The sequence below is a fragment of the Paenibacillus sacheonensis genome (genome assembly GCF_009909195.1).
GTDB lineage: Bacteria > Bacillota > Bacilli > Paenibacillales > Paenibacillaceae > Paenibacillus_Z > Paenibacillus_Z sacheonensis.
The window spans coordinates 75797-99847 of record NZ_JAAAMU010000025.1; the positions used below are offsets into that span (position 1 = coordinate 75797).

At 49.1% G+C, this 24051-nt stretch carries 15 protein-coding genes; 14 read left to right on the forward strand and 1 reads right to left on the reverse strand.

Going from position 1 to position 24051, the window contains the following annotated elements:
• Positions 1–228: 228 nt before the first annotated feature.
• On the forward strand, positions 229–1038 hold the full coding sequence (locus GT003_RS28985) for a class I SAM-dependent methyltransferase (RefSeq protein ID WP_161704554.1): 810 nt from the start codon (positions 229–231) through the stop codon (positions 1036–1038).
• 210 nt (positions 1039–1248) lie between these two features.
• On the opposite strand, the gene GT003_RS28990 is transcribed toward GT003_RS28985, so the two are convergent.
• A complete protein-coding gene (locus tag GT003_RS28990) occupies positions 1249–3072 on the reverse strand; it encodes a stalk domain-containing protein (protein WP_161704556.1) in 1824 nt (607 codons plus the stop codon).
• Between the two features lie 485 nt (positions 3073–3557).
• Here GT003_RS28990 and GT003_RS28995 point away from each other — a divergent pair, with 485 nt between their 5' ends.
• The 13 genes from GT003_RS28995 (at position 3558) to GT003_RS29055 (ending at position 23807) form a co-directional block, all read left to right on the forward strand.
• Entirely contained in the window at positions 3558–5345 is a 1788-nt protein-coding gene (locus GT003_RS28995; protein ID WP_161704558.1) for a sensor histidine kinase, read from the forward strand.
• Positions 5346–5347: 2 nt separating this feature from the next.
• Complete coding sequence (locus tag GT003_RS29000) at positions 5348–6979, forward strand: response regulator transcription factor (protein ID WP_161704560.1); 1632 nt, start codon at positions 5348–5350, stop codon at positions 6977–6979.
• A 202-nt stretch (positions 6980–7181) separates the two neighbouring features.
• Positions 7182–8858, forward strand: coding sequence for an extracellular solute-binding protein (locus tag GT003_RS29005; protein WP_239566161.1), 1677 nt, complete (start codon positions 7182–7184; stop codon positions 8856–8858).
• Between the two features lie 74 nt (positions 8859–8932).
• Positions 8933–9829 (forward strand): ABC transporter permease, encoded by an 897-nt coding sequence (locus tag GT003_RS29010; RefSeq protein ID WP_161704564.1) that lies wholly within the window; start codon positions 8933–8935, stop codon positions 9827–9829.
• Positions 9830–9847: 18 nt separating this feature from the next.
• Positions 9848–10726: a carbohydrate ABC transporter permease gene (locus GT003_RS29015; RefSeq protein WP_161704566.1), complete on the forward strand. Its 879-nt coding sequence runs from the start codon at positions 9848–9850 to the stop codon at positions 10724–10726.
• 30 nt (positions 10727–10756) lie between these two features.
• Positions 10757–11749, forward strand: a complete 993-nt coding sequence (locus GT003_RS29020; protein ID WP_161704568.1) for a zinc-binding dehydrogenase — start codon at positions 10757–10759, stop codon at positions 11747–11749.
• A complete protein-coding gene (locus GT003_RS29025; RefSeq protein ID WP_161704570.1) occupies positions 11746–12654 on the forward strand; it encodes an NAD-dependent epimerase/dehydratase family protein in 909 nt (302 codons plus the stop codon). The genes GT003_RS29020 and GT003_RS29025 overlap by 4 nt, the downstream gene beginning before the upstream one ends.
• 222 nt (positions 12655–12876) lie before the next feature.
• A complete protein-coding gene (locus GT003_RS29030; protein WP_161704572.1) occupies positions 12877–13773 on the forward strand; it encodes an SGNH/GDSL hydrolase family protein in 897 nt (298 codons plus the stop codon).
• A complete protein-coding gene (locus GT003_RS29035) occupies positions 13722–16040 on the forward strand; it encodes an alpha-L-rhamnosidase (protein WP_161704575.1) in 2319 nt (772 codons plus the stop codon). Before GT003_RS29030 ends, GT003_RS29035 begins: the two co-directional genes overlap by 52 nt.
• A 263-nt stretch (positions 16041–16303) precedes the next feature.
• Positions 16304–19153 carry a right-handed parallel beta-helix repeat-containing protein gene (locus GT003_RS29040; protein WP_161704577.1) on the forward strand — a complete coding sequence of 950 codons (2850 nt, stop codon included), beginning with the start codon at positions 16304–16306 and terminating at the stop codon, positions 19151–19153.
• A gap of 87 nt (positions 19154–19240) precedes the next feature.
• Positions 19241–19972: a hypothetical protein gene (locus GT003_RS29045; protein WP_161704579.1), complete on the forward strand. Its 732-nt coding sequence runs from the start codon at positions 19241–19243 to the stop codon at positions 19970–19972.
• Between the two features lie 65 nt (positions 19973–20037).
• Positions 20038–22890, forward strand: coding sequence for a right-handed parallel beta-helix repeat-containing protein (locus GT003_RS29050; protein ID WP_161704581.1), 2853 nt, complete (start codon positions 20038–20040; stop codon positions 22888–22890).
• Between the two features lie 320 nt (positions 22891–23210).
• A complete protein-coding gene (locus tag GT003_RS29055; RefSeq protein WP_161704583.1) occupies positions 23211–23807 on the forward strand; it encodes a DUF3885 domain-containing protein in 597 nt (198 codons plus the stop codon).
• The last annotated feature ends 244 nt before the right edge of the window (positions 23808–24051 follow it).

Consider the following 24051-nt stretch of genomic DNA (forward strand, 5'->3'; position numbering starts at 1 on the left):
ATCCACATCTGTGGTAATGGTGTGACAGTAGCTCCTGTTATAGAGCTAAAGTATAATGCACGGCTCAACAAGCTGTGCCGTACTTCAAAAGGCAGATAGGGTGACCTGTAGGCGAACCTGGGTGGTACCACGAGAAGGATAAACTCGTCCCTGAGACAAATGTCTTGGAGGTGGGTTTTTTATTTTGTTCGACTCGTTAGGATCTATCAAAAACCCAGGAGGGATAACATGGACAGTGTGGATGTTGTAAGAAAATTTTATGATGAGACAGTGAACTATGAGTGGCAACGGCTTGAACGACACCAAGTCGAATTTGAACTTAGCAAGCGTTATATTACTCGCTATGTCGGGCCGAATGATAAGGTGCTGGATCTTGGCGGTGGACCAGGCAAGTATTCTCTACACCTCTCACAACTTGGTAGTGAAATGACGTTGGCGGACCTTTCCCAAAATAACGTAAATTTTGCATTGAATAAAGCACAGGAACTTGGACTACCGCTGAACGGATTACAAGCGGATTGCCGCGATTTATCAGCATTCAAAGATGAACAATTCGATCACGTTCTCTGCATGGGTCCGATGTATCACCTAATGGAAGAGAACGACAGGATTACAACGATTAATGAATGTTTGAGGGTATTAAAACCTAATGGTACACTTATTGTATCGTTTGTGTCTTCTTACTCTTTCGTGTGGGATTATTTAATTCGTAATCCAAGCAAAATCTTAGAAGAAGAGAGTCGTTCTCAACTTAATGCAATAGTGGAAGATAAGAATTTTATCGGATTAGGTTTTTCCGAAAATTTCTTCATACGGCCCAAAGATGTGCTTTCTTTTTTCAAGCCCTTCAGACTGGAAAGGCTGCATCTGCTGAATTGCGAAAGCTTTTTGTATTTACGTGAGACGGAGTTGTTAAGTCAACCCCCCGAAGTTGTAAGGGCATGGCTAGACTTGGCAGAGCAAGTGTGCGAGCGTGAGGATATACTGAGTCTTGCAGAACATTTCATGTTCATAGGACGTAAACAGAAAGAAGATTAGAAAATAGTTTCGTTACGCTAACTGGGAACGACGCGCTCCGCGACCTGTCATGCTGCGGCGGGACTGGTCGAATTGACAGTACTCGCGGTCATCGCCCATGCAACGTGTACATGCAAAAAGGGAAGCAGCCTGCCTTAACGGCAATGTTTGCTTCCCTTTTTGTCGTCTTATTGTCGTCTTGGCTCTCAACCACTCGTCCTAGCTTTGATTTTACCGAAACGGAATCTCCGTCAAAGCATGATACTCGAGATGCTCCCAGTCGTCCCGATACGTATCGTCGCCCAGCATGCCATAAGGGCTTCGGCCCACTCCCGAAAGCTTCCCGTCCGAACCGAGGAACAACGATATCCCATTTTCCGCAAACACATGAGCAACCGGCGATAAATCGCTGACAGCCGCAGGCTTCGTTACTTCCTCGCCAAGGGAAAGCATGCCGAGTTCGCCGAAATAATTGCTGCCCCAACCGAATAACGTCCCTTTCGCGTCGACTGCGAAGAAGTGATAACTGCCCGCGGCGATTTCCTTGATATCATGTAATCCTTCAATTAAACGAGGCGTAGTCGTGAAGGAATCGTTACCCGTACCGAAGTACGAGTCCCTAAGTTCGTCCCATCCCCACACCGTCCCGTCCTTCTTCAGCGCTAGCGCGGCCGTATTGCTCAAGGACACGCTCGCGACGTCGGACAATTGCTTGAATCGGTCGATCTCCGTGTCGTCCTTCTGCGTTTTCCAGAGCGTGCCGTCGTTCTTCAACACCAAGGTGTATTCGAATCCGATCTGGACATCCTTCACGTTCTTCCAATTCAATTTCACAATGTCCAAATGCAAGGGATCCCACGAGTCGCGCTCCAGTCCCAGTTTACCGGAATAATTGGACCCCCAGGCGTATACGTCGCCGCTATTGCTTATTGCCATGACTGCCATTTCGTCGGCCCGAACGGTAGCGATGAACGGAAGATTCTCGACGCGGCGCGGCGTTTCGGCAACTTCGTATTCCTGCGTGCCGTTCCCCCATGCGCCGGCATTATTGAACCCCCACACCCACACCGTCCCATCTTTCTTTACCGCGAACCCGACATCCCCTTCTACTTCGACTTGCACGACGTCATCCATCAGCTTCGTCGGCTTGTCGTAGAACTGTCCCCAAGTCCACAGTTGGCCGTCTTCGGTAACGACCGCGATTTGTCCGGATTCGACGCTGGCCGTTCGGATCGGACGCTCGATAAACGAATCATGCTTGGACCAGATGCCCAGGTTGCGGGATTGGGCTTGTTCTTGATAAGGAGCCAGCATGCGTTTCAGATACGGATTATCATTGACGACGCTCGTCTTCGCGTAACCTTCGGCGACGAGTTTTTGATTCAACAACGTGCCATCCTTTAGATAGACGGCCGCCCACAAGTTCCGATTTCGATCTCGCCCGCCCCAGAACGTTACGCCCACTTTCGTCCCAACGGGCACCAGCGACCTGAGATAAGACGTTGCTTCCATGCCGTTTCGAATCGGCGAGATGCCCGCCAGCCGCATGTGCTCGGATTGGTTGTTATAGTTTATCACGACATAATTGCCGTCCTGAACGCCTTCGATCGTGGCCTCGATCGGGGAGGCCGATTGAATGCGAACGGCATTAGCCGCCGTATCCCAGCGAACGTCGAAACCGAATGTTTCGGCCACGAAACGAAGCGGCATCAGGATTGACCCGTCCGCGTATACGCCAGGTATTGGCAGGGAAATTTCCTCTTCGTCCACATATGCGATCTTTTTGCCTAGCTGGTAACTCAGTTCCTGATCCCCCTTCGCCGCATGGACGATTTCGGAATCGCCATACCACTCGACTTCCGCGCCTAATTGCTCGAAGATAGCTCGCATGGGGACGAGAACGGAACCTTGCTTGCGAATCGGAGCCGTGTCGAACGAAACCGGCTTGCCGTCGATCGTGACGGAGATAGGCGCCGGATGACCGGTAGCGTAAGAAGGTGAGGCTGTAAGGATGGCAAGCAAGAAACTCATGAGCAAACAAATCGTTTTCTTCATTCAGGAATCCTCCGGTGTTAGTGATAATGATGTCGAATATCGTATTTATCGACAGTTTGTGGAAGATTTAAAGAAAAGACTAAAGTAATCGGTAGCCCGGGACAACGAAAAGGACTTCAGCGCCATCGTTCAATTTGCGTTACTTGTTACTTGTTTTGCTTCAACGCCCCTCCCGGTTACTTTCACCCTGATCTTCCATATGTCTGAGAATGGCAACGGCCAGCAGATGCGCCATCTGGTCCATGCCGTAGTCGGCGGGATGTGAGATCCGTCGACAAGCCCGTCGCGCTAGGCATGAGCATCAAGTTACAGCGAGCTCCTGTCGTTAATAGATGTAGTTACGATTATAGTTTTGTCGACTAGGTAAACAAAAGACAAGAAAGGTCGTGAAAGTCCAATTACTCCATTAAGAATGTTCACAGGGGAAACTCACGGTAACAACGAAATATTAATATACTTAAATTCTTTCACAAAAAGGAAGATGAATGAAAAATATGCGACTATTCGGATGGATGAAGAGATTGACGATTTTCCCGAAATTAATGTTGTTGTTCCTTATCGGGGTAATTCCTTCTTTCTTGGTTTCGTTACAATTTTTCCAGAATGGAGCCATGAGCGTTCGTAAAGAAATCTGGGGGTCTATGGAGACTAGGGTTCGATATAATATTAGTTCTTTTGAAGCAGAAATGAATCGTTTGGTTCGGCTTCATGAGCTTTATGCATTGGACGACGATATCACGAAACTGAGCAGCATGTCTTCCATTCTTCCTTATTACGACGTCATGCAGATGCAGAAACGGGTACAGAACAAACTGTGGATCTTGGAAACGTCGAGTTTGTACGTTGCCCATGCAAAAGCATTTATTCCTCAACTAAATAAAACATTGTTACCGCTGACCGACATCGCTCCTATGACGGGCAACGAGGTAGAACAATTAAAAAACCTGAACAAGACCCAACAATCCCCCATCGCATTTTGGGAAGGAAAACTGCTGATCAATACGATTAATCCAAACCCGAACTACGTCTCTTCCAAGAATGTTCTTTACATCCTGCAGTCTGAACTCGATCAGTATAAATTAAATGTTTTTTTACGACAGATGCTCGGAGAGAGCGACGAAGGAGCGCTGCTATTTACCGATAAGCAGGATTGGTATTCGAACGCCGGGTCATTGGAGGATTCGGCGCTCGACAAGGAGATCATGGAAAACGCCGTTTTGCAAGCTGAACCAACGGGCGTAGGAAGAAGTATCGTGAGGAGCGAGGGTCGCACTTTTTATATCGCATACGAGAGATCGGAATTATTGAAAATGACGCTTGCTTTATATGTTCCGGAAGAAAAAGTGCTTGGGCCTTTGCACCGATACCGCGCATGGTTCAGAAGCTTGTTCGGCGCGGCGCTGGTCGCGGTGTTCGGGTTCTCGTATTCCATCTTTCGATCCATCCACTCTCCGATTCGGCGGATGGTTCAAGCGTTCCGAAAAGTCGAGAACGGGGATCTGAACCTTAATATCAAGCACAAAAACAATGACGAATTTCAATACATGTACGGACAGTTCAATATTATGGTGGGAAGGCTTAGACAATCGGTGCAGGACGTTTATCATTCTAAAATCATGGCTCAGCAATCGGAGCTTAAGCAGCTTCAATCGCAAATCAATCCGCATTTTCTGTACAACACCTATTACATGGTGCATCGGATGGCGGGAATGCACGATTTTGAAAATGTCGAAAGGGCGACTAAATTTTTAGGCGACTATTTCATCTACATTACCCGCAATGCGGTTAATGATGCGAATCTCGAGCAGGAGTGGAATCATACGCTGTCTTACTTGGAAATTCAGCAAATGAGATTTCAAAGCCGGATCGAAGCCGACGTCTTCTATCAATGCGAAGAGCTGGGCACGCTTCGCATTCCCAGACTCATTTTTCAACCTTTAGTGGAGAACGCTTACCAACACGGTCTTCACTCCAAAACGGAGAACGGTCGTATCGTACTCACCCTGGTCAATCGATTGGAAGAAAATGCAGTTGTTTTCTCGGTGGAGGATAACGGCGAGACGTTGTCAGAGGAAAAAATAAAGGCTTTAGAGAAAAAACTCGAAGATTCTTCCTTCGGGGGATTGGAAAGCACGGGGATGATTAACGTGCATAGGCGTATTCGCCTTCGCTTCGGAGAGAAATGGGGAGTTCGTTTGGAGAAGAGCGTCTTGGGAGGACTTAAAGTGTCTTTATATTTGCCGGACCTATTTCATGAAGCCGAAGGAGAATAGCTATGCGTCGAATTCTGATCGTCGATGATGAAATGTTTATACTTAACGGGCTATGCGCGATGGTGAAAGAAGCGAATTTCGAAGATCTCGAAGTCTATAAGGCGCCATCTTCCGGCGATGCGCTAGATTGGTTGCAAAGAACCACAATCGATATCGTATTGACCGATATTTGCATGCCGGGAATGGATGGTTTGGAATTGCAACGGCATATCAAGCAGCGGTGGCCGCGATGTAAAGTCATTTTCTTGACCGGACATGATGATTTTAGATTTGCCAAGGAAGCCATCCATTTTCAAGCCACGGATTACATTCTCAAGACTGAAGGGGATGCACCCGTATTGGAGGCGATTCGGAGGGCTCTTAGCGAAATCGAGGTGGAGTTCGTTAAAGATGTTCAATTCGAACAAGCTCAAGCTCGTTTTCAGAACGCGCTGCCTTTTTTGCAAAACGATTTTCTGGAAGAAGTATTGTTGGGAGAAGTGGAGTCGGGGCAGCAGTTCAAGCGGCAATTCGTGGATCTGAAGCTTCCATTAATGACGACTCATCCTATTCTGCTAGCTATTGCCCGAGTAGACGAATGGATGCAATACACCTCATCGGACAAAGCGCTTCTTCTCTTTGCCGTGCAGAATATAGCGGATGAATACTTGAATGACGCTGTCATTGTTAAATCCTTCATCTATCAGAAAACGCGTATCGCGTGGATGATTCAACCGGTCTTATACGAGGAAGGCGCACTGATCGACGTATTAGGATATGCCCGCGGGGCTTTTGAAAGAATCCAGCAAACATGCAGGGAATTGCTCAAGCTCAATCTGTCTTTCGCATTATCGAGCGGGTTTTGCGATTGGCCATCCGTGCCTGCCCGTCACGAGGCGCTTAGAAGAGCGATGAGTAGAAGTTACGGCGGGAAAGGCGAATTGCTATTGACCGATGAAGGTTTCGGCGGGTTGCCCGATGCCGCGCTTAAGGAAGACAGCGTGCGAAGAATCGGTAAAATTATCGATGACCTATTCGTTCTAATAGAAAGCGGACAGAAGGATGAGTTCAGCAGGAAGCTGAAAGAATTACTGGATGTTGACATTCTTGAAAACGATACGGAGTTAAAATTGACCGCAGCATACCGCCTGATCTCGATGTTTGTTACTTTTTTGGCCAATGAAGGCTTGCTTAAGACCATGATGGGCTCGGACGTGATGGACCGCTTCATGAAGTTAGAAACGCATAAGAATTGGGAACACACGGTTGCGCTCGTCGCGGAGCTTGGCGAAAATGTGTTTTCGAGAAAAGAAACCATGTATAAGCAATACGGAAAAAGCGTCATTCAACGGCTGAAGCAGTATATCGATACCCATTTATCCGGGGACCTGTCGCTGGTCAGGCTTGGGGAAGTCGTTGCGCTGAATCCTTCTTACTTATCGCGGGTGTACAAGCAAGCTGCGGGAGAAAGTTTATCCGACACCATCATGACCGCGCGACTGGCTTCCGCTACGGAATGGCTCAAAAAAACGGACGATAAAGTTCAGGATATCGCCGCGAAAGTCGGGTTCGAGTCCGCAGCCTATTTTAACAGGTTTTTCAAGAAGGCTGTCGGACTGACTCCCCAAGAGTACCGGGAACAGTCTCGAATGTAAGTTGACGACGTGGGGACAAGCAATGGAAATTAGGCAAAGTCGTAAAAAGAGAGCAAGAATAGTCGAAATCGTCTAATTTCGGACCGAACCGAAGCGAAGCTATACTAATGAATGAGAAGAGAAATCTTCCACAAACAATCTTTGGGGGGAAGCATGCGTGAAAAAAACAAAAATCATGTCTCTTGGTCTTGCGTCGGCAATTATGCTCGTCTCAGTCCTGACTGGGTGCAGTTCCAAGAATGACGGTAATGCAAAACCGAATGAAAATGCATCACCGGCGGCCAACAGTGAAGCGCCAACGGCAAACGAGCCGGCAAACGAACCGGCAAACGCGTCGACTCCGCCTGCGGATCCGCTCGGTAAATACGATCCGCCAATTACGGTATCGGTCATCCGTCCTTATGACGAGAACGTTAAGTTCGTCGAAGGCGAATCGGCAACGGACAATTTGTGGACGCGAAAATACGAAGAAGGTCTCGGAATCAAAGTTAATTATGATTGGACGCTTCAAGCGCCGATCGATCAATATTATCAGAAGTTGAACGTTGCGATCGCGAGTAACGATTTGGCAGACATTATGGTTGTCAGCAGCGGCCAATTGAAGCAGCTGGCCGAAGCAGGCCAAATCGCCGATTTGACCGACGTATATCAAAACTACGCTTCCGATTTCACTAAAAAAATATTCACCGATGACGGTGGCTTGGCGCTGAATTCTGCAACCTTTGGCGGTAAATTGCTTGGATTGCCTCGACTAGGTTCCGATATCGATGAAGTTCCATTACTCTGGATCCGCAAAGATTGGCTTAAAAAGCTTAACCTTCCCGATCCGAAAACGATGGCCGACGTGGATAAAATCGCCGAGGCATTCGCGACGCAAGATCCGGACGGCAACGGAAAAGCCGACACGAGCGGTCTTGGATTATCAAAAGACTTAAACGGCGGGTTCCCGGGCTTCGAAGGATACCTGAACGGATACCATGCGTACTACAATACATGGTTGAAGGATGCATCCGGTCAATTGGTAAACAGCAATATTCAACCAGAGATGAAAACTGCCCTTGCTGCGTTGCAAAAGTTATATGCAAACAAAGCCATCGATAAGGAGTTCGGTACAAAAGACGGAGGCAAAGCTGCCGAAGCAGTGACTAACGGCAAGCTGGGCATGTATTACGGCGCAATGTGGACTCCGATTTGGCCGATTCAAGACGGTAGGAATCTTGACAAAACAATGGAATGGGAACCGTTCGCGCTTCCTTCCGCTGACGGACAACCGACTAAAGGACAAGTGCCGTTCGATGTGCCGAGCAATCAATACTATGTCGTGAAAAAAAATGCGGAGCATCCTGAAGCGGCGCTCAAAATGATGAACTTCTACTATGATTCCAACTATATTAAAGGCGAGAAGGCGGATACTGCGAAGTACGATGGCATTGAAACGTTTAAATACGTTATTCTCGCTGGAGCGCCGACGACAGAAAACCTGGACGTTTACAAGAAGGCGAAAACGCTGTTCGAAGCTAACGACGTCGAGAGCATGAAAAATGCGAAAGAGGGTCAATTGCCGATCGTCGCCAAATATTTGGAAGGCGATGAGAAGAGCTGGGGCTACTATAAAGTATTCGGACCCGATGGCAGTTATAAAGTAATCGAGCAAATGTTGAATCAAAATCTTTTCATGCGGAGCGAATATTTCGGACCTCCGACCCCGACGATGGGCGAGAAGAGCAGCACCTTGGATACGTTACTCAAAGAGACGTTCACGAAAATCATTATGGGTGCCGCGTCGATCGACGAATTCGATAAATTCGTGGAAAACTGGAAGCAGCTCGGCGGCGACCAAATTACGAAAGAAGTCAACGAATGGGCAGCCTCTAGATAAGACGATATCAAATAAAGGGGGAGAAGAACGTTACAACGCTTCTCCCTCTTCCATTGCGAGGATGTGAAAACGTAATGTCAAAAAAAACAATTCGCCAGTTGCCGCTTCATTTCATGCTTCTGCCGGGCCTGCTCTTGGTGTTGATCTACAGTTATGTGCCTTTCTTCGGGCTGTCGTTGGCATTCGTGAAGTTTTTGCCGGGACGTCCTTTTACGGAGAATCCGTGGGTCGGCTTTGAGCACTTCAGATACGTGTGGGAGATGCCTAACTCGTTACGCGTACTGGGCAATACGTTTTACATTGCCTTTTTTAAAATCGTCGTCGGTCAGATCGTGCCGATCATCGTAGCCTTGCTTCTGAATGAGTTGCGTAAAAATTGGCTGAAGCGTGGCGTGCAGACGCTCATCTATTTACCGCATTTTTTATCTTGGATCATCCTGGGGGGGATTTTGATCGACATTCTGTCCCCTTCGCAAGGCATTGTCAACCAATTGCTCGGTATGTTGGGCATAAAGCCGATCTATTTTCTCGGGGATAACAATTGGTTCCCCTTCACGATCATCGTAACCGATGTATGGAAAGAGTTCGGATTCAATACGGTCGTATACTTGGCGGCGTTGACGTCCATTAATCCGGCCTTGTACGAAGCGGCGCTAATCGATGGCGCGAATCGCTGGAAGCAGACGCTGCATATCACGCTGCCCGGCATGCTGCCGATTATTGTGCTTTTGGCAACGCTAAGTCTCGGTAACGTGCTGAACGCCGGTTTTGATCAAATTTTCAATCTGTACAGTCCTTCCGTCTATCAAACGGGGGATATCATCGATACGCTGGTCTATCGGACAGGACTCGAACAGGCGCAATATAGCGTTGCTACGGCAATCGGCCTATTCAAATCCGTCGTATCGTTCTTCATGGTATCTTTGTCCTATTTTCTGGCTTATCGGTTGGCGAATTACCGGATTTTCTAGCAGTGGAGGGATGTAAATATGAAAGCAAGCGTCAGTTACCGACTGTTTAATGGGTTAAACATCACGTTCTTGTCATTACTGTCACTTATATGCATTTTGCCGCTGGTACATGTCCTTGCTTTATCGTTCAGCAACAACAGCTCGGCGGCGGCCGGACTGGTCAAGCTGTGGCCGGTCGGTTTCACGACGGATGCTTACAGATTCATTCTCAGCAAACCGGCTTTTTTGGACTCCATCGTTGTTACCTTGCAGCGGGTAGGATTGGGGACCGTCGTTAATTTGTTGCTGACACTGCTTGTCGCTTATCCCTTGTCCAAGGAAAGCTCGGATTTTCGGTTTAGAACGTTGTACGCGTGGATTTTCGTCTTTACGATTTTGTTTAATGGCGGACTTATTCCTTGGTATATGACAATTAAGTGGACCGGCATTATGGACACCATATGGGCGCTTATTCTGCCCGGTGCTGTTCCCGTGTTCAATATCATTTTGCTTCTTAATTTTTTCCGGGGATTGCCGAAGGAGTTGGATGAATCGGCATCTATCGACGGCGGAGGCCACTGGACGATTTTATGGAAAATTTATGTTCCATTGTCAACGCCGGCGCTAGCGACCATCACGCTGTTCACGATCGTATGGCACTGGAACTCGTGGTTCGACGGTTTGATTCTTATGAAAGTGCCCGAGCACTTTCCGTTGTCGACCTACATGCAGACGATTCTCGTCCACATCGATTTGACCTCGATGTCGGGCAAAGATTTCGAAGTTTTAAAGGATGTGTCGGATCGTACGGCAAAAGCTTCCCAAATCTTTCTTGGCGCACTGCCGATTATTCTCGCGTATCCATTCCTGCAGCGTTACTTCGTAAAAGGAATCGTGCTCGGCAGCGTGAAAGGATAGCAAATATGCAAGCAAGCGGAGTGAATCGGCATGAGTGAGAAAGCGATCGTGTTTCAAGCGCGCAATGAGGTTCGTTTAATTGAGGTTGACGTGCCGTTGCCTATGCATGATGAAGTTCAGGTACGGACCATCAAGTCCATGATTAGCGCGGGTACGGAAAGATGGATTTTGTCCGACCGATTCTCTCGCGCCGGAACGCCCTTTCCTTGCATTCCGGGTTATCAGAGAGTAGGCGTCGTCGAAAAAGTCGGCAAAGACGTTCGGGATATCAATATCGGCGACAGGGTCATCGCAACAAGCGGAATGAGCGTCCCGGGAATTGCCTCCAATTGGGGGGCGCATCTATCGTTGGGCAACACGAAAAGCGGAGAAATCTATCGTATTCCCGATAATGTCGGAGATGAAGATGCCTCAGGTATCGTCGTTGTGCAAGTCGGATACAATGCGGCTTCCCGTCTCCTTATGAAAGAAAAGGACTGGGTCGTCATTTATGGCGATGGAATCATAGGCCAGTGCGCTTCGCAGGCCGCTAGAGCAAGAGGGGCTCGCACGATTCTGGTCGGCAGGCGGACAGAGCGACTGGCGATCGGCGGCAAGCATAGCGCAGACTTTGTCGTTAACGCTGCGGAAGGCTCGGTTGCAAAGCGCGTACAAGAAATAACAAAGACGGCGTTTGTGACTGGCGTCCTCGACACGGTACAGAACGAAGAGGCTGGGCAATCTTATATGCCGCTGTTGGAACCCGGTTACGGCCAAATCGTGTATTGCGGGCATTCGACGGATCGGGCATGGGTGGATATGGCTTTGCTGCAAGCGCATGGATTTACGTGCCACTTTGTTTCGGACTGGACGCGGACGCGAATTGAAGCGACGCTTTCTCTTATGAACGAAGGAGCGATTCGTCTGGCCCCGCTTATCACGCATCGAGGGAATTGCGAGGAAGCGCCGCTCTTATATCAAATGCTGATAGACAATAAGGAACCATTCTTGGGAATGACTATTGATTGGAGCGTGAAAGCATGAAGGTTGTCATCACCGGAGCTTGCGGATTCGTAGGAAGAAAGTTGATACAGGAATTAGAAGAACGTGGTCATGAACTCGTTCTTATCGATCGTCAGCGTCCCGAGGAAGCGACGATGTTCGTTCCCGGCGGTCGCGTCAGCTCCCCTTTTCAAACGGATTGGCCGTTTTACCAAGCAGACATCATGGATACGGCTGCCATGCAAGCTATCATTCGCGATGTAGACGCGGTCGTGCACTTGGCCGCGATTCCTTCCGGATTGCCCGAAACAGGGCAAGAAACGTTTTATTTCAACGCCAGTGGAACGTATGCATTGCTGGACGCGGCGAGATTGGCCGGCGTAAACCGCTTTATTGCCGCATCGAGCATCAATGCTTTCGGTACGTTCTATTGGCGCATCCGGCAATCGCCGATCGCCTATACGCATTTCCCGCTGACAGAGGCTTTCCATCCTGAGCCTCAAGATCCTTATAGTTTAAGCAAGTTGGTTAACGAACTGACATGCGAATCGTTCCATCGCGCGTACGGTATCCGTACCGCAGCTCTTCGATTCGGTGGGGTATGGAGCGATGAGGTTTATGATCGCGCAATGGAGCAAGGGTTGTCGCAGACCGAGGAGTGGCCAATGGACCTGTTCACTTGGGTACATGTAAGGGATATTGCAATCGCGATAAGACAGGCACTGGAGGAATCCGATTTGCCGGGATTCGGCGCTTATACCATTAATGCTTCAGATACGAATCGTCCAGAGTCAACGATGGAACTCTTGCATAAGTTCCGGCCGGAATACTTACCGCTTCTGAATGCGAACATCGAAGGCAGAGGAGCCCTGATTTCTTCAGAAAGAGCAAATTTGGCTTTTGGCTATAAACCGAAATATTCTCTTGATGCTGCAGTAAATCGGTAAGGCTGGTTTTGTAAGGTAGCTTAGAATGATGAGACCGCGCCTGGTTCGTCTCGCGCGGTTTCAAGCAAATGAAGCGAATACGGGAGTGGCTGACGAATGAGCGATAGTCGAAGCACCAAAGATCGCACTCTGTTCCAGGTTCAGGAGGAAGAATCCTTCGTTTTCGTAGGAGAAGAGAAACAGATTATGAGGTACTTGCCAAGGAAGTCAGGGGAGGTATCGATGAGAGCGCATGCCGAAGATACGATGTACGTAGAAGGAATCGACTTTAAGGTCGATTACGAGAACGGTCGAATATATCGTACGCTGGAGAGTCGGATCCCGGATTGGTCCATGCACCCGCTGTGCGGTATTCGGGAGTTTGACCATACCCAATATAGTGACTATAGCAATCTAAGTTATACGATGTATGTCAAATATGAATACGAATCAGAATCCTTCAAGAAAGTCGCTTCCCCTAACCGCCTGCAATACGCCGAATTGGAGCTGTTTTTGACCAAGCTCCGGTACGGCAAAGAGGTCGCCATCATGATATTCGGTGATTCGATCAGTACGGGCGCCGATACAAGCGTCGAGAACAAATCTTATTTCGAAAGGTTAAGTTCGGACCTCCGAAGCCGTTATCCCGGGTGCCGAATTCACATCGACAATCGTTCTATCGGAGGAGAAACAAGCGAAGACGGCATTGCGAGAATTCATAACGAGCTTGAAAATATCCAACCCGACCTGGCCATCGTCGGTTTCGGCATGAACGATCAAAACAAATACGCCCACGGTAACGGCGTTCCGCTTGCGCGATACGAGAGCAATATGATCGCTATAGTGAATGCGATGCGAGAAAAACATGCGGCTGCCCTTATTCTTCTAACGCCTTGCGAGCCGAATCCGGAATGGCAGCATACGAGCGGAGACCTTGCCAGATATGCGGAAACGCTGAGAAGAATAGGCAAGGAACGAAACGTTCCGATAGCTGACGTTCATCGTTTATGGATGAGCGAGTTAGAGGCTGGCAAGTCTCCGGAAAGCTTATTGCTAAACAACATTAACCATCCGAATGATTACGGTCATTGGATTTATTACGAAGCATTGCGAGACTTGTTCTTTCCTTGCAGCGAGTAAAGATTCGATTAGGGTGGAGGACTCAAATGGTTAGCGACATGAAACCGATGTGGATATGGAGATCGAGAAGGATCTGCAAAAATGACTTTGCGTATTTCCGCAAAGAATTCGTCGTCAAGAAAGAGCCGGTTTCGGCAATCTTGCGGGTATCCGCTCACAATACGGTTCAAGCGTACTTGAACGGCGAACGGCTGGGCGGGTGGGTATCTCCTGCGCCGACCGATCCCCGAGCGAGAAAATATTATACGGAATATGACATCACTGCTTTTTTTCGAGAGAGCGGCGAGCGGCATTGCTTGACGGCGGACGCCCACTATTTAGGGGGAGGCGGACAGAATTACGCCGACGGGTTACCCGGGTTTTGGCTTGAGTTGGCTCTAGTATATAAAGACGGCTCGCATTCCGTCATCGCAAGCGGGAAGTCATGGGAAGTATTAATAGAGTCGCCGCATGCAATCGGGACCCCTTATCAGCAGAACCGAAGCGTGTCCGCGATTGAAGATTTCGACGCTTCCAAGTTGGAAACGAATTGGCGTTTGCCGGGGCGGCATGCTTTACGCGTTTCCAAAGCGAAAATAGCGCATGCCGAAAGCGCGAACTGGAGGCTTGAACGACAGCGTATACCGGAAGGGGAAGTCGAATGCGAGATACTCCCTGAGGAGATTTACCGACAGCATACCGATAACGGATACGTGCAAGTGTTCGATACGGGGAGAATCGTAAGCGGTTGGCCCAAGTTGAAACTGAAAGGCTATCGGGGTTCTACGGTCAGGCTAAGGTATGCCGAAAACCTAGATGAGCACGGCCGAGTCGCGCATCGCGTCTGCAATGAGGATTCCGCGTTCTATTACGATCAATATCGTATGCGCGGGGATGAGGAAGAAGAATGGCAGCCTTCGTTCTCTTACAAAGCCTTCCGATACGTGGAGGTGACCGGATATCCGGAGCGAATCGAGCCAGGTACGGGTCTTAGGGTCTGTCATGTTCACACCGCGCTCGCCCAGGCTGGAAATTTCCGTTGCTCGGATCCGTTTTTGAACCGAATGTACGATGCCTGCATCGCGACCCAGAAAAACAACGTGCTGGGCCAAGTGGTCGACTGTCCTCACCGAGAACAGGCGCAATATTTAGCCGATGCGGATTTGCAAGCCGAGACGCTATTTTACAACTTCGATGGCGTTCAGATCATTCGGAAGACTTTAGAAGACTTCGAAGACGCTCAATTGGAGGACGGCACGTTCCCTTTCGTGGCTCCGGGAAACTATCGCGAACTGTTTCGTATTCGAATACCGGAATGGGATTTGCATTTCGCGACGCTATTATGGAAGCTGTACGAGGCAACGGGCGACGAAGAGGCGTTGTCTGCCCATTGCGGCTCGCTATTCCGTATGTTGGCCGGCTATATGGAGCGTCTGGACGAGGTTACTGGACTGCTGCCAAAAGGTGGCGGCTGGAACATCAGCGATTGGCCTTACCCTACGGTGGACGATTCGGGAAATTATCTGACCGTGCAACAATTAAAGTTGGCGAATGCGCTTCGCATTGCGGCGAAAGTTGCTGATTTAATCGGAAGGAAGCGCGAAAAAGCTATTTGGACGGAAAGGGCGGAAACATTGGTCAAGAACATCGAACAAGCGTTGTTCGATCCTTCCAGAAGCGCTTATCGCGATAGTTTCGGATCCCTCTACGCGCACCAGGGCGTTACGGCTTATGCGCTGTATGCGAATCTAATACCGGAGGAACATCGCAGCCAAGCGCTCATTTATGCGGCCTCAAGAGAATGGGAATGTAAGACCGTGTTGTCGTTGCCGCTGTTGCGCGCTTTCTTTGAACAGGGAGAAGCCGCAAGAGCATACGGGATTTTGAGCAGCCGGGAATATCCTGGTTGGGGGTACATGATCAATCAAGGCGCAAGCACGATGTGGGAAGGATGGGAGGATGTCGAAAGCCACTCGCATGCTTGGAACGGTTATCCCGCGAGGCTGCTCCAAGAATATATTGTGGGCATTCGCTCTACTGCGCCCGGTTTCAAATCGGCGTTGATTAAGCCTTATTTGCCTCCGGATCTTGATTTTGCCGAGGCGAGCGTGTGGACGCCGTACGGAAAGTTGTCGTTTGGTTGGCGTAGAGAGGTTGACGGTATAAGATGCCATGCGAATGTTCCTAAAGGAATAGAGGTGCTTCTCGAGATGTCTGATGGAGGGGACAGCCAACTCGTGATCGGCCCAGGAGAACAGGAGTGGTCGTTGAACGGGGCTGGGCTATAAATTCGACCTGATCGTATTAAGCCGCCTAGTACGGGGGGAGGTGCTGCCGCAGTCTCATGCAATCCGCCATGGAAACGTTAATTCGCTAGAAGGTGGAAGGGTAGAAGAGATTTCCTATGAAAAGCTGCAGAGGACTGGAACGATGAAAATGAATATCGGAAAAGGGCGGTGAAATTAAAGCAACCTAGGCAAAGATAACCGGCATTGTAGTTGATCTGCATGAGTTCCACGCACAATTGAAAGCACTTACAGGGAGGTTCGTTATGGGGAATATAAGATATTACATAGGGGCGGGATTAATCGCTCTGTTAGTGGTCTGGTTCGGCGTTGGCTTGCCGCAGCCCGCATACGCCAACGGGACGGTTTATTATGTGGATTCGGCCTCGGGCAACGATTCGAACAGCGGAACCGGTACGAGCTCGGCTTGGCAGTCGCTCGCCAAAGTAAACAGTCAAACGTTTCAACCGGGAGATCAAATCCTATTCAAGGCAGGCGGCTCGTGGACGGGAACGCTTGAACCGAAAGGAAACGGAGACAGTACGGGACAGATTACGATCAGCAAGTACGGTACCGGCAACAAACCTCATATTGAAGGCAACGGCGCCGAGCAAACGGTCTATTTGACGAATGCGGAGTATTGGACGATCTCGAACCTGGACATTTCCAATAACGCTTCGAACCTTGCCAAAAGATCCGGGATCGTGATTACGACGACATCCACCGGAATCGCCCGTAAAATATACGTGCAAGATAATGATATTCACGATATCGACGGGGACTATCGAAGAAACGTGGCTATGTATAGCAATCAAGCGATTTCTATTTGTTATCCCGGGAACACGACCGCCACGAATCATATGGACGATGTTCGGATCGAAGGCAATTACATTCACGATATTAAAGTAATCGGGATAGCGGTCGGGCAAACCAACGGCATTCCCAATTCATCGCCTTACAATACGAACGTGCTTATACAAAACAATACGATCGCCAGAACCGGCGCCGACGGCATGATCATTGGACATACCACGAACGCCATCATTCAATACAACCAGGTGTTGGACGCGGGAGCGAACGGTACCTATAACGATACGGTGCTCATCGCGGGCATATGGTCGACCGCTTCGATCGACCCCGTATGGCAATATAACGAAGTCGGCAGAACCCGGTTGTTCCAAGGCGACGGGACGGCATTTGATACCGACTGGGGCGCGGCGGGCACGCATACGTTCCAATATAATTACACCCATGAGAATCAGGGCGGATTCTTCTTGAACTGCATCAAATGCGCTACAGCGACGCCGTTACCGGTTTTTAACAAAACCATCTTGCGGTATAACGTAAGCGTCAACGATGTCGGCGCCATGCTTCACTTCTCGGATGAAAACCTAGGCATCGAGTTATACAATAATACGTTCTATAAGTCATCAGGCAATCTGACGGTCAATAACAGGAGCAATCCCGTTAATTCCGCGGTTAAAATCTATAACAACATCTTTAACTTCCAAACGAGTCCGACGGATTGGGGAAATGCGGACGTTAATTCCAACCTCTACTATCCGATTCCGAAGTACGCCGGCGATACTCGCGGGATCTCGGCGAATCCCAAATTCGTTAACCCGGGAGCGGCGGGCGACGGCATGAGCTATGCGGCCAATTACAAGCTGCAGCCTTCATCGCCGGCGATCGATAATGGCATTAACATCGCCAATAACGGCGGCCAGGATCTCTGGGGCAATCCGGTCGGCTATAATGGTTTCATCGATATTGGCGCCCACGAGTCGCAGTCCCCGAATAGCGTGCAGAATGGCAGCTTTGATGCGGCCGCACCGACACAAACTCCGCAAGGTTGGTCGGAGTGGAACGACGTGAATGCCAGCTCCAGCAGCACGTCCGGGCCGAACCCCGGACTGGGCAGCACGGCGAAGCTGGCTCACAACAATGGCGGCGCGGCGTTCAAGGTTTCAACGTTCCAAGATCTTTACGTTCAGAATGGAACGTATAAGGTGTCTTTCTACACAAGCAGAAGCGCGAATGCGAACAGTTCATTAGTGCTCAAGGGCTGGGGCGGCAGCGATACTTACGTCGCTACGCAAAACAATGGCTCGTGGCATAAGGAAAGTTATACGGTTAAGGTCACTACGGGCTACCTGCAAGTCGGATTCTATACGGATACGGGAGCGAATACGGGCCAATGGGCCGACTTCGACGACGTATCGGTCACGAGAACCTTAGATCCCCTGAATGCCAGCTTCGACGTAGGCGCGCCGACGCAAGCGCCGCAAGGCTGGTCGGAGTGGAACGACGTGACCGCCAGCTCTACCAGCACGTCCGGACCGAACCCGGGACTGGGAAGCACGGCCAAGCTGTATCATTACAATGCCGGCGCCGCGTTTAAAGTTTCTACGTTTCAAGATATATATCTTCCGAACGGAGTCTATACGATCTCCTACTATACGAGCAGAACCGCGAATGCGAACAGCTCGCTAGTGCTCAAAGGTTGGGGCGGCAGCGATAAATACGTTACGACGCAAAACAATAGCTCATGGCATAAGGAAAGCTATACGGTTAACGTCACCACGGGCTACCTGCAAATCGCCTTCTTGACGGATACGGGAGCGAATACGGGCCAATGGGCAGCCTTTGACGATGTATCAATAGCGAGAACCTTGGAGGCGCAAAATAACGGCAGCTTCGACGCGGGCGCGCCGACGCAGACGCCGCAAGGCTGGTCGGAGTGGAACGACGTGAATGCCAGCTCCACCAGTACGTCCGGGCCTAATTCGGGGCTGGGCAGCACGGCCAAGTTGGCTCATAACAACGGCGGAGCGGCGTTTAAAGTGTCGACGTTCCAGGATATTGCTCTTCCGAACGGATCCTACACGGTGTCTTTCTACACGAAAAGAACCGCTAACGTAAGCACTTCGTTAGTGCTCAAGGGTTGGGGCGGCAGCGATATTTACGCTGCGACGCAAAATAATAGCGCGTGGCATAAGGAGAGTTATACGGTAACGGTCAGTACGGGCTATCTGCAAATCGGATTATATTCGGACACAGGAACGAATACGGGCCAATGGGCCGACTTTGACGATCTGACGGTCACACAAAATTAAGAGGAAGTTGCTCGGCGTGAAGAGAAATCGATATGATTTCTCTTCTGCACGGGATGACTGAAATCAAATAGGGGAGGGAGCATTACGGTGGCTTTAAGAAAATGGGTTTATGTCGCTTCCATTCTGTTGACGTTGACATTGGCTATAATCCTGTATGCAAGGACGGTCTCCTCTTCCGAGACGGATTCGAATGAATCCATCGTTTTCTACGTTAACAAAGAACCCGTTACTCGGGCGGAATTTCAACTGGTGTTATCCGAGCTGAGACCGTCCGTATATTCGTATTTCACCCAAAAGTACGGCGTGACCGACAGTCCCGAATTTTGGTCTGCCGACCACGGCGGAGAAGTGCCCGCGAGAATGCTAAAGCAATCCGCAATCGATTATCTAATTCGCTTAAAGGTTGAAAGCCTTTCCATGAAGGCAAACGGGATGATAGAAGACATCTCCTATGAAAAGCTGCAAAAGGATTGGACTAACGAAAATGAAAAACGGAAAGAAGCGGTGAAATTAAAACAACCCATATATGGACCTCAACAATTTACTTTGCCGATTTATTATCGTTACATTCAAGCCGAGAGAGTAGAGCACTTGAAGAAAAAGCTTAATGAGGCTGCCGTGAGCGAAGAAGAGATTCAATCCTATTATCAGGATAACAAGGATAGCTTCAGCGCCGATCAGTCCGCAAACGAGCTGAAGGATAAAATAAGAACGGATCTTCGGGATGCAAAGTACAGCCGGTTGCTGGATCGTCTGGTTAAAGCGGCAGATGTCGAAATAATCAATAAGTCCTATGTCCAGGACGACACCGACATTTGAAAAGCGTTTCGAAGCGTTCCGAATGGGTTTCGCTCTTCTATTGAAAGTAAATAAGGAGGTTCGTTATGGGAAATGTAAGAAATAGTATTGGGGCAGGATTGATCGCGCTGTTGTTGGTTTGGCTCGGCGTAAGTTTCCCGCAGCCCGCACTCGCCAACGGGACGGTTTATTATGTGGATTCGGCCTCGGGCAACGATTCGAACAGCGGAACCGCTACGAGTTCTGCCTGGAAGTCGCTTGCCAAAGTAAATAGTCAAACGTTCCAACCCGGAGATCAAATCCTGTTCAAGGCAGGCGGCTCGTGGACGGGAACGCTTCAACCGAATGGAAACGGAGATAGTACGGGACAGATTACGATCAGCATGTACGGTACCGGCAATAAACCTCATATTGAAGGCAACGGCGCGATGCAAACGGTCTATCTGACGAATGCGGCGTACTGGACAATCTCGAATTTGGACATTTCCAATAATGCTTCGAACGTTGCCCGAAGATACGGGATCAGGATAACGGCGCAATCCCCTGGAATTGCTTCTAAAATATACGTGCAAAACAACGATATTCATGATATTGACGGCGATTATCGCAGAGGCGTCGATATGTATGTCAATCAAGCGATTTGGATCGGGTATCCTGGGACGACAACCGCCGCGAATCATATGGACGATGTTCGTATCGAAGGCAATTACATTCACGATATCAAAGTAATCGGGATTGGGATCGGGCAAGGCGACGACGCGCCGAATTCGGCTCATTACAATACCAATGTGCTCGTTCAAAATAATACGATCGTAAGAACCGGCGCCGACGCCATTATCGTCGGACATTCGACAAAGCCCCTTATTCAATACAACCAGGTGCTGGATGCGGGAGCGAACGGTACTTATAACGATACCGTACTCATCGCAGGGATATGGTCCACATCTTCATTGGATCCTACCTGGCAATATAATGAAGTAGGCAGAACTCGAATGTTCCAAGGGGACGGGACGGCGTTCGATACCGACTGGGGAGCAGGCGGCACGCATACTTATCAATACAATTACACCCATGAGAATCAGGGCGGTTTCTTCCTTAACTGCGTCAGATGCGTGGCGGCGGTACCGCTGCCGAATTATAACAAATCTATCTTGCGTTATAACGTAAGCGTCAACGATGTCGGCGCAATGGTTCACTTTTCGGATGAAAATCTTGCGGTCGAGGTATACAATAATACGTTTTATAATTCATCCGGCAAGATGACGGTCAATAACAGGAGCAATGTCGTCAATTCCGCGGTTAAATTCTATAACAATATCTTTAACTTCCAAACGAGTCCGACGGATTGGGGAAATGCCGATGTTAATTCCAACCTCTACTATCCGATTCCGAAATACTCCGGAGATACTCGCGGAATCTCGGCGAATCCCAAATTCGTGAACCCGGGATCGGCGGGCGACGGCATGAGCTATGCGGCCAATTACAAGCTGCAGCCTTCATCGCCGGCGATCGATAACGGCATTACCATTGACAATAACGGCGGCCAGGATCTCTGGGGCAATCCGGTCGGGTATAATGGTTTCATCGATATTGGCGCCCACGAGTCGCAGTCCGCGAACAGCGTGCAGAATGGCAGTTTTGATGCGGCCGCACCGACACAAACTCCGCAAGGTTGGTCGGAGTGGAACGACGTGAATGCCAGCTCCAGCAGCACGTCCGGGCCTAACCCCGGACTAGGCAGCACGGCCAAGCTGTCTCACAACAACGGCGGCGCGGCGTTCAAGGTTTCAACGTTCCAAGATCTTTACGTTCAGAATGGAACGTACAAGGTGTCGTTCTACACAAGCAGAAGCGCAAATGCGGGCAGTTCATTAGTGCTCAAGGGCTGGGGCGGCAGCGATACTTACGTCGCGACCCAAAACAGTAGCTCATGGCATAAGGAAAGTTATACGGTTAAGGTCACTACGGGCTACCTGCAAATCGGCTTCTATACGGATACGGGAGCGAATACGGGCCAATGGGCCGACTTCGACGACGTATCGGTCACGAGAACCTTGGATCCCCTGAATGCCAGCTTCGACGCGGGCGCACCGACGCAAACGCCGCAAGGCTGGTCGGAGTGGAACGACGTTAACGCCAGTTCTGCCAGCACGTCCGGACCGAACCCGGGACTGGGCAGCACGGCCAAGCTGTATCATTACAATGCCGGCGCTGCGTTTAAGGTATCTACGTTCCAAGATATTTATCTTCCGAACGGCATCTATAAGGTGTCCTTTTACACGAATAGAAGCGCGAATGCTAACAGCGCATTAGTGCTTAAGGGTTGGGGCGGCGCCGATATCGTCGAGAATACGGAAAACAATAGCGCGTGGCATAAGGAAAGCTATACGGTTGCGGTCAGTACGGGCTATCTGCAAATCGCCTTCTTTACGGATACGGGAGCGAATACGGGCCAATGGGCCGCCTTTGACGACGTATCGATAGAGAAAACCTTAGAGGTGCAGAATAATGGCGGTTTCGACGAGAGCGCTCCGACGCAGACGCCGCAAAACTGGTCGGAGTGGAACGACGTGAATGCCAGCTCTACCAGCACGACCGGGCCCAATTCGGGACTGGGCAGCACGGCCAAGTTGGCTCATAACAACAGCGGGGCAGCGTTTAAAGTGTCGACGTTCCAAAATATCACTCTTCCGAACGGATCCTATACGGTGTCTTTCTACACGAAAAGAAGCGCAAATATAAGCACTTCTTTAGTGCTCAAGGGTTGGGGCGGAAGCGATACGTATGTTGCGACGCAAAATAATAGCGCGTGGCATAAGGAGAGTTATACGGTTACCATCAGTACGGGCTACCTGCAAATCGGATTATATTCGGATACAGGATCAAATACGGGCCAGTGGGCCGACTTCGACGATGTGACTGTAACGCAAAATCCATAACACCTCATCACTCCTCGCCGTTAATAGCTTGCAGTTAATAGCTTAAGGTAGCCGCTCGTCTTCCCGTCGGGAAACGAGCGGCTATTTCTTATGTACGCTGTGAAACCCAATACCGGCCGTATTGGCGAACAAGAGCGACCTCCTTATAATGGCTAAAGGGCTATGGCCCGTGACTAACCCATCGTACCGGAGGCGCTCGTTTTTGCGGCTAGTCTAACGATCGGCTGCCTTTTTCCATTGAAGTAACGGGCAGTATAGTTACAATATATGGTACTATAGTAGCAAAAGAATGGAGTAGTCTTTTTAAAGGTGGGATATGTATGATGTCATTACTTGATCGGTATCTTAACAAAGAATTCCCAGGACTGAAATTGGAATCTCCTCTATTTTATAATGCGAATGTCGGTATTCGATATGAAATCGGGGACCCGAATCCTTTAGTTTCAGATGAGAAATACAGAGAACAAGTTCATTTTCGTTCTTTCGATCTATTTAAGCATGCACATAGTGATAGTGACGAATTATTTATTGTCTTATTCCTCGATTTTCGAAAGAAGAGAAAGCCATTCAAAATTAATGTGTTTAAACGAGGAGTCAAAAGCAAGGATGTTTTAAAAAATCTTAGCTGTGAAAGTATTACGCTATCTAATGAAGATGAGGAGGACGAGGGATGGGAGTCCTACCGTTATGTAATGAACTGTAAGACATCAGATATTAGGCCAGTACCCTTCCTCTTCTCGGATTATAGAATTTTTTTCGTGAATAAAACGCGTAATACTATCTTTTATTTTTATGACAGCAGAGGATTGGATATTGTTTCAAGTTCAAAGGAATCCCTAAGAGAGCTTTACCTTAAATATAATCACTGGATTTTAAATTACGACAGAGAGAAGATCGACTCTATATTTAACTCATAAGTCAACATCAGCTCTTAAGCTAACGGAGAACGATAGTTTAAAGATCCAGGAGAAGTTAGCCGCCACGATAGCTGCTCCTTATTTCATTAAACTAAAGGGCAGCATTCCTATTATGAAGAAATACGAGGTTTGAGAAATGAAAAGACTCCTTGGTATGATGTTTATGGGTCCCAGATGCTCGCCAGCGACCGGATCCAAAAACAAACCAAGGAGACTACATCATGAATTCTAATCAAAATGAGCG

What these genes read in the sequence shown, in the direction of transcription:
- GT003_RS28985 (WP_161704554.1), top strand. Translation starts at nt 229, where the DNA reads ATGGACAGTGTGGATGTTGTAAGAAAATTTTATGATGAGACAGTGAAC.
- GT003_RS28990 (WP_161704556.1), bottom strand. Translation starts at nt 3,072, where the DNA reads ATGAAGAAAACGATTTGTTTGCTCATGAGTTTCTTGCTTGCCATCCTT.
- GT003_RS28995 (WP_161704558.1), top strand. Translation starts at nt 3,558, where the DNA reads ATGAAAAATATGCGACTATTCGGATGGATGAAGAGATTGACGATTTTC.
- GT003_RS29000 (WP_161704560.1), top strand. Translation starts at nt 5,348, where the DNA reads ATGCGTCGAATTCTGATCGTCGATGATGAAATGTTTATACTTAACGGG.
- GT003_RS29005 (WP_239566161.1), top strand. Translation starts at nt 7,182, where the DNA reads ATGCTCGTCTCAGTCCTGACTGGGTGCAGTTCCAAGAATGACGGTAAT.
- GT003_RS29010 (WP_161704564.1), top strand. Translation starts at nt 8,933, where the DNA reads ATGTCAAAAAAAACAATTCGCCAGTTGCCGCTTCATTTCATGCTTCTG.
- GT003_RS29015 (WP_161704566.1), top strand. Translation starts at nt 9,848, where the DNA reads ATGAAAGCAAGCGTCAGTTACCGACTGTTTAATGGGTTAAACATCACG.
- GT003_RS29020 (WP_161704568.1), top strand. Translation starts at nt 10,757, where the DNA reads ATGAGTGAGAAAGCGATCGTGTTTCAAGCGCGCAATGAGGTTCGTTTA.
- GT003_RS29025 (WP_161704570.1), top strand. Translation starts at nt 11,746, where the DNA reads ATGAAGGTTGTCATCACCGGAGCTTGCGGATTCGTAGGAAGAAAGTTG.
- GT003_RS29030 (WP_161704572.1), top strand. Translation starts at nt 12,877, where the DNA reads ATGAGAGCGCATGCCGAAGATACGATGTACGTAGAAGGAATCGACTTT.
- GT003_RS29040 (WP_161704577.1), top strand. Translation starts at nt 16,304, where the DNA reads ATGGGGAATATAAGATATTACATAGGGGCGGGATTAATCGCTCTGTTA.
- GT003_RS29050 (WP_161704581.1), top strand. Translation starts at nt 20,038, where the DNA reads ATGGGAAATGTAAGAAATAGTATTGGGGCAGGATTGATCGCGCTGTTG.
- GT003_RS29055 (WP_161704583.1), top strand. Translation starts at nt 23,211, where the DNA reads ATGATGTCATTACTTGATCGGTATCTTAACAAAGAATTCCCAGGACTG.